General features: G+C 74.8%; 13 protein-coding genes and 1 pseudogene. 3 read left to right on the forward strand and 11 right to left on the reverse strand.

Annotated features, from left to right (window positions below; all coding sequences use genetic code 11):
- Nucleotides 1-131: 131 nt before the first annotated feature.
- From ftsY to ASD06_RS19485, 4 genes are all read right to left on the reverse strand, one after another.
- The gene (gene ftsY, locus ASD06_RS00370) at nt 132-1319 is read right to left on the reverse strand and encodes a signal recognition particle-docking protein FtsY (RefSeq protein WP_056671728.1); all 1188 of its coding nucleotides are present in this window, start codon (nt 1317-1319) and stop codon (nt 132-134) included.
- 35 nt (nt 1320-1354) lie between these two features.
- On the reverse strand, nt 1355-1702 hold the full coding sequence (locus ASD06_RS00375; RefSeq protein WP_056671731.1) for a hypothetical protein: 348 nt from the start codon (nt 1700-1702) through the stop codon (nt 1355-1357).
- Between the two features lie 70 nt (nt 1703-1772).
- Complete coding sequence (gene smc / locus ASD06_RS00380) at nt 1773-5348, reverse strand: chromosome segregation protein SMC (protein WP_056671734.1); 3576 nt, start codon at nt 5346-5348, stop codon at nt 1773-1775.
- Nucleotides 5349-5462: 114 nt separating this feature from the next.
- Nucleotides 5463-5771 carry an acylphosphatase gene (locus ASD06_RS19485; protein ID WP_056671736.1) on the reverse strand — a complete coding sequence of 103 codons (309 nt, stop codon included), beginning with the start codon at nt 5769-5771 and terminating at the stop codon, nt 5463-5465.
- Nucleotides 5772-5826: 55 nt separating this feature from the next.
- On the opposite strand from ASD06_RS19485, the gene ASD06_RS19490 reads away from it, so the two are divergent.
- The 3 genes and pseudogenes from ASD06_RS19490 (at nt 5827) to ASD06_RS00400 (ending at nt 8067) form a co-directional block, all read left to right on the forward strand.
- On the forward strand, nt 5827-6027 hold the full coding sequence (locus ASD06_RS19490; protein ID WP_056671739.1) for a hypothetical protein: 201 nt from the start codon (nt 5827-5829) through the stop codon (nt 6025-6027).
- Between the two features lie 54 nt (nt 6028-6081).
- Nucleotides 6082-6303, forward strand: a pseudogene (locus ASD06_RS19495) (hypothetical protein); the annotation flags it as partial.
- 831 nt (nt 6304-7134) lie between these two features.
- Nucleotides 7135-8067 (forward strand): N-acetyltransferase, encoded by a 933-nt coding sequence (locus ASD06_RS00400; protein WP_056671745.1) that lies wholly within the window; start codon nt 7135-7137, stop codon nt 8065-8067.
- On the opposite strand, the gene mutM is transcribed toward ASD06_RS00400, so the two are convergent.
- The 7 genes from mutM to rsmD all read right to left on the reverse strand — a co-directional run bounded on the left by mutM (nt 8021) and on the right by rsmD (nt 12174).
- The gene (mutM, locus tag ASD06_RS00405) at nt 8021-8905 is read right to left on the reverse strand and encodes a bifunctional DNA-formamidopyrimidine glycosylase/DNA-(apurinic or apyrimidinic site) lyase (RefSeq protein ID WP_056671749.1); all 885 of its coding nucleotides are present in this window, start codon (nt 8903-8905) and stop codon (nt 8021-8023) included. The genes ASD06_RS00400 and mutM overlap by 47 nt on opposite strands.
- Nucleotides 8906-8912: 7 nt before the next feature.
- Nucleotides 8913-9617: a ribonuclease III gene (gene rnc / locus ASD06_RS00410; RefSeq protein ID WP_056671751.1), complete on the reverse strand. Its 705-nt coding sequence runs from the start codon at nt 9615-9617 to the stop codon at nt 8913-8915.
- A 37-nt stretch (nt 9618-9654) separates the two neighbouring features.
- On the reverse strand, nt 9655-9849 hold the full coding sequence (gene rpmF, locus ASD06_RS00415; RefSeq protein WP_056671754.1) for a 50S ribosomal protein L32: 195 nt from the start codon (nt 9847-9849) through the stop codon (nt 9655-9657).
- Nucleotide 9850: 1 nt separating this feature from the next.
- The gene (locus ASD06_RS00420) at nt 9851-10393 is read right to left on the reverse strand and encodes a DUF177 domain-containing protein (RefSeq protein WP_235502151.1); all 543 of its coding nucleotides are present in this window, start codon (nt 10391-10393) and stop codon (nt 9851-9853) included.
- A 79-nt stretch (nt 10394-10472) separates the two neighbouring features.
- The gene (locus ASD06_RS00425) at nt 10473-11072 is read right to left on the reverse strand and encodes a hypothetical protein (RefSeq protein ID WP_056671760.1); all 600 of its coding nucleotides are present in this window, start codon (nt 11070-11072) and stop codon (nt 10473-10475) included.
- Between the two features lie 16 nt (nt 11073-11088).
- On the reverse strand, nt 11089-11580 hold the full coding sequence (gene coaD, locus ASD06_RS00430; protein ID WP_056671762.1) for a pantetheine-phosphate adenylyltransferase: 492 nt from the start codon (nt 11578-11580) through the stop codon (nt 11089-11091).
- A 36-nt stretch (nt 11581-11616) separates the two neighbouring features.
- Nucleotides 11617-12174, reverse strand: a complete 558-nt coding sequence (gene rsmD, locus ASD06_RS00435; RefSeq protein WP_056671765.1) for a 16S rRNA (guanine(966)-N(2))-methyltransferase RsmD — start codon at nt 12172-12174, stop codon at nt 11617-11619.
- Between the last annotated feature and the right edge of the window lie 27 nt (nt 12175-12201).

Genomic DNA, 12201 nt, shown 5'->3' on the forward strand with positions numbered 1-12201 from the left:
ATGCCCTCGACCTTCCCCAGCCGTGGTTTCGTCCTCGCACCGCGAATGTTTCGGTGAGGTCACCAACCGCCCGGCCGCGTGAAACCTGTGTTGCGTCCGCGCGACGGCTCGCCGGCGCGGCGCGGCTCGGCTCAGGCCAGCAGCGCGTCGACGAACTCCTCGGCGTCGAACGGGGCGAGGTCGTCCGGGCCCTCACCGAGCCCGACGAGCTTCACCGGCACGCCGAGCGCGCGCTGCACGGCGACGACGATGCCGCCCTTCGCCGTCCCGTCGAGCTTGGTGAGCACGATGCCGGTGATGTTGACGACCTCGCTGAACACCTGGGCCTGGCGCATGCCGTTCTGGCCGGTGGTCGCGTCGAGCACCAGCAGCACCTCGTCGACCGGCGAGCGCTTCTCGATGACCCGCTTGACCTTGCCGAGCTCGTCCATGAGGCCGGCCTTGTTCTGCAGGCGGCCCGCGGTGTCGATGAGGACGACGTCGACCTCGGCGTCGATGCCGGCGCTCACCGCGTCGAAGGCGACGGCGGCGGGGTCGGCGCCGTCGCGGTCGGACCGCACGGTGGGGACGCCGACGCGGCTGCCCCACGTCTGCAGCTGGTCGGCCGCCGCGGCGCGGAACGTGTCGGCCGCGCCCAGCAGGACGTCGCGGTCCTCGGCCACGAGCACGCGAGCGAGCTTGCCCACGGTCGTCGTCTTGCCGGTGCCGTTGACACCGACGACGAGGACGACGGCGGGGCGGCCGACCGCGGCGTCCAGGGCGAGCGAGCGGTCCATCGTGGGGTCGACGAGCGCCACCAGCTCGCGCCGCAGCACCCCCCGCAGCTGCTCGGGGTCGGCGATGCCGTCGACGCGCACCTCGGTGCGCAGCCGCTCGATGAGCTCGGTGGTCGGCCCGACCCCGAGGTCGGCGCCGAGCAGGGTCTCCTCGACCTCGTCCCACGTCTCGTCATCGATGTGGTCGCGGCTGAGCAGCGCGAGCAGGCCCTGGCCGAAGGTGGAGTTGGAGCGGGCCAGCCGCGCGCGCAGCCGGTGCAGCCGGCCACCAGCCGGGGCCGGGCGCTCGAGCGCGGGCAGGGGCTCGAGCTCGGGCTCGACCACGGCCGGTTCGCGGTCGAGCACCGCGACGTCCTGGATGTCGCGCTTGGGCGCGTCGCGAGGTGGGGTGGCGTCGTCACCGACGCCCGGCGCGTAGTCCGTGCCGGGGCGGGGCGCCGACGGAGCCGACCCCCGACCGCGGCCGCGCAGCAGGCCGACCAGCGCGCCCGCGAGGAAGAGGATCGCGACGGCGATGACGATGACGAGGGTGATGGGGTCCACGAGGAGCGATTCTCCCAGACCGGGCGCGGCGCGGCTCAGGCGCGGTGGCGGCGCTCCGCGCTCTCCGTCGAGGACGTGGTCGCGGGCTCGCGCAGGTCGATCTCCTGCGGGCCGAGCGCCGCGGACGGCGCCGGCTCGTACGTGGGCTCGGCGTCGGCGGACCGGTTGGGCAGCCGCTCGGCGAGGTCGCCGACCCGCTCACCGACCTTCTCCCGGGCCGTGCCGACGGCCTCGACGGTGCGCTCACGCGCGGTCTGCACGAGCTGCTCACCCTCACGCGAGAGCACGTCGCGGCCCTCGCGGTAGGCGGGGACGGCGACCATCGCCACCACCACACCGGCGATGAGCAGGGTGACCAGCATCCCGATGATCAGCACCGTCATGCCTCTACCGTGCCTCACTCGGCACACACGGCTCAAATCGGCGCGCGACCCGGGCGGGTCGCGGGTGGGGTCAGGCGCTGGAGGCCTCGCGCAACCGTTGGCTCACCACAGTCGTGACGCCGTCGCCGCGCATCGTGACGCCATACAGCGCGTCGGCGTTCTCCATCGTGCGCTTCTGGTGCGTGATCACGATGAGCTGGCTGGACTCGCGCAGCTCCTCCATGATCTGGATCAAGCGCCCGAGGTTGGTGTCGTCGAGCGCCGCCTCGACCTCGTCCATGACGTAGAACGGGCTCGGCCGGGCCTTGAAGATCGCCACGAGCAGCGCCACCGCCGTGAGCGACCGCTCGCCACCCGACAGCAGCGACAGCCGCTTGACCTTCTTGCCCGGCGGGCGCGCCTCGACCTCGATGCCCGTGGTGAGCATGTCGCTGGGGTCGGTGAGCACCAGACGCCCCTCACCGCCGGGGAACAGCCGAGAGAACACGCCCTCGAACTGCGCGGCGGTGTCGTGGTAGGCCGCGGTGAACACCTGCTCGACCCGCTCGTCGACCTCCTTGACGATGTCCATGAGGTCGGTGCGGCTGCGACCGAGGTCGGCGAGCTGCGCAGTGAGGAACTTGTGCCGCTCCTCCAGCGCCGCGTACTCCTCGAGCGCCAGCGGGTTGACCCGCCCGAGCAGACTGAGCGCCCGCTCGGCCTTGCGCAGCCGCTTCTCCTGCTCCTCGCGCACGTACGGCCGCGGCTCGGGAGGCGTCTCGGGCTCGGGGTCACCGGGCACGGCGGGCGACGGCGGCACGAGCTGGTGCGGGCCGAACTCCTCCATGAGGACGTCGGGGTCGACGCCGAGCTCCTCGACCGCCTTGGCCTGCAACGACTCGATGCGCAGTCGCTGCTGGGTGCGCGCCACCTCGTCCTTGTGCACCGAGTCGGTGAGCTCGCGCAGCGTGTCCTCGAGCTCGCGCAGCTCGGCGCGCACGGCGTTCAGCTCGGCCTCGCGCTGCGAACGCGTCGCCTGGGCGGCGTCGCGCTCGGCAGTCGCCTGCTCGAGCGAGGCGGTCAGCAGCTCGTGGGTGAACTCGGCGGCCACCTGGACGGCGTGCGCCACCTCGGCCTCGCGCTGGCGGCGCGCCCGCCGAGCGGCGGCCCGCTCGCGGGCCTGCTGCTCCTCGCGCACGGCGCGCTCGAGCGACTCGGCACGCGCGGTGAGCGCCCGCACGCGCTCCTCACCCGTGCGCAGGGCGAGCCGAGCCTCGGTCTCGCCGGCCCGGGCGGTGGCGGCCTCCTCGTCGAGGCGGTCGCGCTCGTCGGTCGACGGCTCGCCGACCTCGTCGGGCTCGTCCTCGGCGGCGGCAAGGCGCTGCTCGAGCTCGCTGAGCGTCGCCTGGTCGGCCTCGAGCGCGGCCACGGCGCTCTCCCGGGCCTTGCGCACGCGGTCGGCCTCGGCGTGCGCCGACCGGACGGCGGCACCGAGGTGGCCCAGCCGCTCGGCCACCGCGGCGTGCTGGGCGTCGGACTCGTGCAGCCGCTCCAGCGCCGCCTCGACGCGCTCGAGCGCCTCCGCTGCGGCACGCTCGGCGGCGGCGAGCGCGAAGCGATGCTGCTCGACGCGGCGGGTGGCCGCGGCGGCGGCGTCGCTCGCCTCGTCGGCCGCCGCCTGCACCTCCAGCAGGCTGGGTGCGCTGGCCGAGCCGCCGCGCACCAGGCCGGGAGCCAGCACATCGCCGTCCGAGGTGACGGCGGTGCAGTCGGGCAGCGCCCGCACGAGCGCGCGGGCGTCGTCCAGTGTCTGGACGGCGGCCACGCGGGTCAGCAGCCGCTCGATCGCGGGTCGCACGGTGTCGGGCACCTGCACCAGCTCACGCACCCAGCGCGCGCCGTCGGGCAGCTGCGGCCAGCGCCCGGGCTCGTCCTGCGGCGCGGGTGCACCGGCGACGACGAGCCCCGCCTGCCCGGCGTCCTGCGAGCGGAGCATGCGCAGCGCGCCGACCGCGGCGTCCAGCGAGTCGACCGCCACGGCGTCGGCCGCGGCACCGAGGGCCGCGGCCACGGCGGTCTCGTAGCCGGACTCGACGGTGAGCAGCGTCGCGACCGAGCCCAGCACACCGCTCACGCGGTCGTCGGCGGCGAGCAACGCGCCCCCGCCGTCCTTGCGAGCCAGGCCCAGCTCCAGCGCCTCGCGCCGGGCGGTCCAGGTGGCGCGCTCACGCTCAGCGGCCCGCTCGGCCTCGCGCAGCCGCTCGACCTCGGCCTCGGCGGCCTCGAGCGCGGCGCTCGCCTGCTCGTGCTCGGCGTCCAGGCCCTCCTCGCCACGCTCGACGCCGGCCACCTGCGACTCCAGCGCCGTGAACTCCTGCTCGGCCTCAGCGCCACGGGCGAGCGCCTCCTCGAGCGTCTCGGCGAGCCGGCCGACCTCGGCCTCGGCGGCCTCGATCCGGCTGCGCCGGGCCTGCACCTGACCCGACAGCCGAGCCAGGCCCTCACGGCGGTCGGCGGCGGCACGCAGGGCGGTGGCCAGGCGCTTCTGGGCGTCGGCGAGCGCCTGCTCGACCTGCTGGCGGTGCTCCACGGCGCGGGTGAGCGTCTCGCGGTGCCCGGTGATCTGCTCGGCGAGCGACCGCTCGTCCTCGCGCACCCGCGCCGCCTGAGCGGCGAGCTGCTCGGGGTCGCGACCGGTCTGCGCCGTGTCGTCGCTCTCGCTGGCGAGCAGCCGCAGCCGCTCACGGGCCACGCCCTCGGTCGACCGCAGCCGCTCGCGCAGGCTGCTGAGGCGGTACCACGTCTCCTGCGTGCGGGCCACGAGCGGCGCCTCAGCCTGCGCGGCCTCCTCCAGCCGCGCGAGGCGGGCTCGTGCCTCGCTCAGGGCCTGCTCGACCTCGGCGCGCCGCTCGCGCAGCGCCGTCTCGTCAGCCACCTCGGCCTCGAGCGTGCTCGTGAGCTGGGCGAGGTCGTCGGCCAGCAGGCGCAACCGCGCGTCACGCAGGTCGGTCTGGACGACGACGGCCTTGCGGGCCACCTCGGCCTGGCGCCCCAGCGGCCCGAGCTGGCGGCGGATCTCGGCGGTGAGGTCGGAGACGCGCGTGAGGTTGGCCTGCATCGCCTCGAGCTTGCGCAGCGCCTTCTCCTTGCGCTTGCGGTGCTTCAGGACGCCTGCGGCCTCCTCGATGAAGCCCCGGCGCTCCTCCGGCGTCGCCCGCAGGACGGCGTCCAGCTGGCCCTGGCCCACGATGACGTGCATCTCGCGGCCGATGCCGGAGTCCGAGAGCAGCTCCTGGACATCGAGCAGGCGGCAGGCCGTGCCGTTGATCGTGTACTCCGAGCCGCCACCGCGGAACATCGTGCGCGAGATCGTGACCTCGCTGTAGTCGATGGGCAGCGCGCCGTCGGTGTTGTCGATCGTGAGGCTCACCTCGGCGCGGCCCAGCGGCGGGCGCCCGGAGGTGCCGGCGAAGATGACGTCCTCCATCTTGCCGCCGCGCAGGCTCTTGGCGCCCTGCTCGCCCATGACCCACGCCAGCGCGTCGACGACGTTCGACTTGCCGGAGCCGTTGGGTCCCACGACGCAGGTGATGCCCGGCTCGAGGTTCAGCGTCGTCGCGGACGCGAAGGACTTGAATCCCCGCAGGGTGAGGCTCTTGAGGTACACCGGGCGCTCGCTCCTGGCCGACTGCGCTGGCCCGTGGCCGGGCCAGTTGCGGAAACTGTGCTGGATCTGTGCGGGGAAGTGCGGCCACAGTACCGCCTCGACCCCGGCCGACCCCTATCGCTCGGTGAACCCGCTGGTCGTGCCGCGCGCCTGCGTCCACTGCTCCGTCACGCCGGTCACCCGGCCGGGACGCCCGGTGGTCGAGGGCTGCTCGGCCAGCTGGGTGAGCAGACGGTCGCAGGCTGCGCGCTCGCCCTCAGCCACCACCTGCACCCGACCGTCGGGCAGGTTGGTGGCGTGACCGGCGAGCCCCAGCTCGAGAGCCCGAGAGCGGGTCCACCACCGAAAGCCCACCCCTTGGACGTCGCCGCGCACGAAGGCGGTCAGGCGCACCGGGCCGGTGCGGTCGAGGTCGTCGTCCACGGGCCGAACGTTACGTCGCTCGGCGCGCCGCGCCACCTGCCGCGATGATGGGGCGGTGCCTGAACCACTCGCCCAGTACGCCTGCCAGGACGCCTGCCAGTGGGGACCGGACGACCGCGCCGCGGCGCCCCGCCGCTTCGCGTGCGCCGGCTGCGGCTCGCAGTGGGACCACACGCAGCTGTGGACGCCGATCGACCGCGACGGCACGGTGCCGGCGTCGGTGCGTGCGGAGCTGGCCCGGGCCGCGGGAACCTGACGGCGCCGCGCTGCGTCCCAGCGACGTCCGGATCGACCAGGCAGGAGGACCGCCATGACCTCCCGGCACACGACGCCCGGGCGCCTCGCCGTGGCGGGGCTGGTGCTCGCGGCCCTGGCTGCCTGCGGCGCCCAGCCCGAGAACGGCTCCGAAGCCGGCCAGCCGTCGCGGGGCACGACCGGCTCGACGACCGGCTCGACGACCGGTTCGACGATCGGTTCGACGGCCGGCCCGGTGGGGCTCGTCGGCGTGTGGCGGGTGGAGTCGGCGTCCGGGNGCGCTCGGTGCTGCGCTTGGCCGCCGGCGACCTGTCGTGGTGGCGCGACTGCGGGGTGGCCTTCGGGTCGTGGCAGGCAGGAGCCGGGATGCTGCTGCTCGATGCCGGCGACAGCTCGGTCGGCAGCTGCGCCCGCACCGGCGGCGCCGGCACCACGGCCTCCGGCTGGCTCGAGCGCACCACGCGGTACGAGCGCGACGGCGACGGCTGGCGGCTACTCGACACGGGCGGCCGCCGGCAGGCCACGCTGCGGCCCGGCGCGACGGTGACGCCGCGCCCCGGGGTCGACGCCTCGCTGGCCGCGCCGCCCACCCTCGACGCCGCGGCCCGCGCAGCGCTCGCCGAGCCGGCGCCGCTGCCCTCCGGCCTGCGACCGGCGTCCCGGGCGACGGCCGCCGGACGCTGGACGCTCGCCGAGCCGCCCTCACGCACCCCGGCCCGCCCGGCGGCGGGCAGCAGGCCGCCGTTCGTCTTCGCCGATCCGCAGGGCACCTGGACCGGGTGGGACGGCTGCAACGCCGCGTCCGGGCGCTGGCTGGTCGGCGACGACGGCCGGCTGCTCACGACGTCGGGGCCCCGGACCCTCATCGGCTGCGAGGGCATCGACCTGCCGGCGCTGTGGGCCTCGGCGGCGCGCGTCGGTCTGGCCGATCGCCAGCTCGTGCTCGTCGACCGCACCGGCCACGAGCTCGTGCGGCTGAGCGGCCCGCGGGTGGTGGCGAGCGTGACCCACGGCCCCGTGCAGCGCTGACGTGGCGCAGAGCGGCACGAACGGCGGAGGGGGTAAACCAGAGGCAACCGGTGGTGCGCGCGCTCTAGGGTCACCGGCTATGCGCGCACGCCCCGTCTCGCCTGACGACCTGCCCGCCGTCACGGCGTTGCAGGCCGCCTTCGACACCCACTGGTTCGGCGCTCAGGAGAGCGACGAGAGCGAGATCAAGCAGGTGCTCGAGCTCGCCGTCCCGCTCGACGAGCGCAGCCGCGCCCTGGTCGCCGACGACGGCGGGTTGCTCGCCGCCACCTGGTGGTGGAGCCCGGACGACGTGTTCCTGAGCGTCCGCCACGACGCGCCCGAGGTCGTGCGCCGGGACGTCTTCGACGACCTGCTCGCGTGGTACGCCGCCTGCGGCGTCCACTCGGTCGAGGCCCTCGCCGGCGACGACGCCTTCGCCGCGGCGCTGGACCGGCACGGCTGGGAGCACTGGCTGTCGTCGTTCGAGCTGTTGCGCGAGGTCTCCCCCGACTGGCAGCTGCCCGAGCCGGTCTGGCCCGACGCCGTCACGGTCACCGACCTCGGGCCGGACGCCGAGCGCGCCACCCACGAGCTCATCTACGACCGGGCGCGCTGGGCGACGGTGCCCGGACACGGCAACCGGGGCTTCGAGGAGTGGCGGCACCTCTTCGTGGCCGGCGAGCCCGCCGACCAGCAGGTGCTGGCCTGGCGCGGCGAGGAGCTGGTGGGCGCCGCGCTCGGCAAGATCTTCTCCGACGGGTCGGGCTGGGTCGCTCAGCTCGCGGTGCCGCAGGAGCTGCAGAAGCAAGGCATCGGCCGGGCGTTGCTGCTCGAGGCGTTCCGTCGCCGGGTCGCGGGCGGCGCCAAGCGGCTCGGCCTCGGGGTGAGCGCCGAGAACTCCCACGCCCTCGGGCTCTACCTCGGGGTCGGCCTGCAGGTCGACCGCGAGTGGCGCAAGTACCGGCCCGCCAGCAGCGCGGGCGCTACCAGCGAGCGCGTCGCGGGCGGGGCTGGCAGCGCGGGCAGCTGAAGCTCGAGCGGTTCATGAACGCGTCGCGGCGGATCGGCGTGCCGCACCGGGGGCACGGCCGGCCGGCCTGCCCGTAGGCGGCCAGCGAGCGGTCGAAGTAGCCGCTCTGGCCGTTGACGTTGACGTACAACGCGTCGAACGACGTGCCGCCTTGCCCGAGCGCCTCGCGCATCACCTCGGCCGCGGCGTCCAGCACGCGCCGGGCGTCGGCGCGACGCAGCGTCTCGGTGGGCCGCGCGCCGTGCAGCTCGGCTCGCCACAGCGCCTCGTCGGCGTAGATGTTGCCGATACCCGACACCAGCGTCTGGTCGAGCAGCGCCCGCTTGAGGCCGGTGCGGCGACGGCGCAGGGCCGTCACCACCGCCTCGACGTCGTAGCGCGGGTCGAGCGGGTCGCGCGCGATGTGCGCCACGCTGGCCGGGACGGTGTCGCCCTCACCGGCGCCCACGAGCGGCTCCAGCGCCATGCCCCCGAAGGTGCGCTGGTCGACGAAGCGCAGGTCGGGGCCGTCGTCGGCGAAGGCGAGCTCGACCCGTAGGTGGGTCTCGGGGGCTGCGGTAGGCGGCTGCACCAGCAGCTGCCCGCTCATGCCCAGGTGGACGACGAGCGCCTCGTCGGGCGGCGACGGCGGCTCGCCGAGGTCGAGCCAGAGGTACTTGCCCCGGCGGCGGGCGGCGAGCACGGTGCGGCCGGCGAGGCGGCCGACGAGGTCGTCAGCTCCCGGCACGTGCCGACGCACCGCCCGCGGGTGGTGCACGGCGGCGGAGCGGATCACCCGGCCGACGGCGTGCTGCTCGACACCCCGGCGGACGACCTCGACCTCGGGCAGCTCGGGCACCCGGGGCTCAGGCCTCCTCGGACTGCCGCGCCCGCAGGGTGCGCCAGGCCGTGGCGGCCGCGTGCTGCTCGGCTTCCTTCTTGCTCTTGCCGGTGCCGCTGCCGAGGTCCTCGCCCGCGATGCGCGCCACGGCGGTGAACACCTTGTCGTGGTCGGGGCCGTCGTCGTCAAGGACGTACTCGGGCACGCCGAGACCGGCGGACGACGTCATCTCCTGCAGGCTGGTCTTCCAGTCCAGGCCCGCCCCGAGCTGGGCGGCCTGCTCCATCAGCGGGTCGACGAGCCGGTGCACGAGGTCGGCCGCGACCTCGATGCCGTGGTCGAGGTACACCGCACCGAGCAGCGCCTCGACCGTGTCGGCGAGGATGGAGTCCTTGTCGCGCCCGCCCGTGGCCTCCTCACCGCGGCCGAGGTAGACGTACCGGCCGAGCTCGAGGGTGCGCCCGACGCCGGCGAGCGCGCGCATGTTGACCACCGAGGCGCGCAGCTTGGCCAGCTGCCCCTCGGGCAGGTCGGGGTGCGTGCGGTAGAGCGTGTCGGTCACCACGAGGCCGAGCACCGAGTCACCGAGGAACTCCAGGCGCTCGTTGGTGGGTAGGCCACCGTTCTCGTAGGCGTAGCTGCGGTGCATCAGCGCGCGCTGCAGCAACGCAGCATCGACCTGCAGGCCGATGCTGGCCTGCAGGTCGGTGGCGTCAGCCGGCTGGCTCATCGCGCGTCGGACGTCGACACGAGAGGAGACAGCGCGATCAGCCCTGGTGCTCGGTGCGCTCGGCCGCGGCGTAGTGCCGGCCGGCGTACGTGCCGCAGCTCGGGCAGGCCATGTGCGGCTGCTTCGGCTCACGGCACTGCGGGCACGCGGACAGCGTCACGGCGGTCGTCTTCCAGTTCGCCCGGCGCGAGCGGGTGTTGGATCGCGACGTCTTCCGCTTCGGGACAGCCACGTCAGTTCTCTTCCTGGTCGTCGGTCGACTGGCCCGGGGCCCGGGTCAGTCCCTGCAACGCGGCCCACCGGGGGTCGACCACGTCGTGGTGGTGTTCGGGGTCGTCCGCCAGGCGCGCCCCGCACTCGGAGCACAGTCCCGGACAGTCGTCCCGGCACACCGGTTGGAACGGCAGCGCAGGCACCACCGCGTCCCGGAGCGCGCCCTCGAGGTCGATCAGGTCGCCCTCGAGCTCACGCACCTCGTCCTCGTCGACGTCGGCTTCAGGCCGCTTGCCGGGGTAGGCGTACAGCTCCATGAGCTCGACCTCGACGTCCTGCTCGAGGTCGGTCAGGCACCGCCCGCACTCCCCGGTGGCGCGTCCTGCCACCGTGCCGGTCACGAGGACCCCCTCCATCACCGACTCCAACCGCAGGTCCAGCCGCAGCGGCGAACCCTCGGCGACGCCGATGACGTCGGTGCCCATCTCTGCCGGAGCCGGCACCTCTCGGGAGATCTTGACCATCGACCCCGGACGGCGGCCCAGCTCGTGCGTGTCGAGCACGAGCGGCGCGCGGGGGTCGAGAGTGATCGCAGGCTCCAGGAAAGTGGCGGCTTCGGCCGGTCAGGGCCGACGCACAAGGTTACCGGACGACCGCGTCGTCACCCAATCCGCTGCCGGACCCCCGCGCCTCGTGGCCCTCGTGGCCCTCGCCGGCCGTACCGCGGGCTCCGGGCTCCTCGTCGCCCTCACCTGAGGGGTCGGCGTCGGCCACGATGCCCCGCGCGCGGTCGACCGCCGAGCGCTGCGAGAGGTGCTCGCGTCCGCGCTGCACCTGCTGGCTCAGCTTGTCGAGGGCCACCTCGAACTCCCCGAGCTTGCGGTCGACGTAGTCGTCGGCCTCCTCGAGCAGGCGGGTGGCTTCGGCCTGGGCGTGCTGCTGCACCTCGGCCGCGCGCTCGCGGGCGGCCCGCACCACCTCGGTCTGCTCCACCAGGCGGTCGTGCTCGGTCTGCGCTTCAGCGAGCAGCTGCTCGGCCTGCGCTCGCCCCTGCTCGACGACGGCCTCGCGATCCGACAGCAGCAGGTCCGCGTGGTGCAGCTCCTCGGGCAGCAGCTCGCGCAGCTCGTCGAGCAGGCCGAGCAGCTCGACCCGGTTGACCAGCGCCGACGCCGACATCGGCATCGCCCGGGCGTCCTCGACGTACTGCGTGATCTCGTCGAGCTTGTCGTGCACGTCCACAGCCAGTCCTCTCGGGTCAGGCCCGCCGGTGCGCCACCAGCGCGTCGCGGACGACGTCGGGCACGAGCCCGCTCACGTCGCCACCGTAGGCGTTGACCTGCCGCACCAGCGAGCTGGACACGTGGGCCAACCGGGGGTCGGCGGCCACGAACACCGTCTCGACGCCGGTGAGGTGACGGTTCATCAGCGCCATCGGCAGCTCGTAGTCGAAGTCCGCACCACCGCGCAGACCCTTCACGACGTGCGCGGCACCCAGCTCGCGGCAGACGTCGACCAGCAGCCGGCCGCCGAACTCGACCACCCGCACGCGCTCGCGGCCCTCGAGCACGTGCCGCAGCAGCTCGACCCGCTCGGCCGCCGTGAACGTGCCCCGCTTGTCGGGGTTGTGCAGCACCGCGACGACCACGTCGTCGAACATCGCCGCCGCGCGCTCGATGACGTCGAGGTGCCCGAGGGTCACCGGGTCGTACGAGCCGGGGCAAACGCACACGCGCCGGGAGTCGCTCACGGCCTCGAACCTAGCGGGCCACCGGCCACCTCGGGCTCAGGTGCGCTCGGCGAACCACAGGCGCGTCTCGCCGTACGCGCGGTCACCCGCCGCCTCCAGCGGGGCCGGCCAGTGCGGGGCGTGGCTGCGGCTGGCCCGCTCGACCACCACCAGCGCCTGGTCGGCGAGCCAGCCGTGCTCGACGAGCCGGTGCAGCACGGCGTCGACCGCGTCGTCGGTGACGGGGTACGGCGGGTCGGCGAGCACGACCTCGAACCGCGCCTCGGCCGGCCGGTCGAGCCACCGCTCGACCTTCGCCTCGGCCACCCGGACGCCGACCAGGCCCAGCGCCGCGACGTTGCGGCGGATCGTGGCCGCGGCGGGCCGGGCGCTCTCGACCAGCACCACCTCGGCGGCGCCCCGGCTGGCAGCTTCGAGGCCCAGCGCGCCGGAGCCGGCGTACAGGTCGAGCACGCGCGCGCCGTCCAGCCAGCCCTCGTGGTCGAGCCGGCTGAAGAGCGCCTCGCGCACGCGGTCGCTGGTCGGGCGCGTGTCGCGTCCGGCGGGCACCTGCAGCCGCCTGCCTCCCGCCGCGCCGGCGATGATCCGCGTCACGACGGGCGAGCCTAGCCGTGAGCGCGT

It is taken from the genome of Angustibacter sp. Root456 (assembly GCF_001426435.1).
GTDB lineage: Bacteria > Actinomycetota > Actinomycetes > Actinomycetales > Angustibacteraceae > Angustibacter.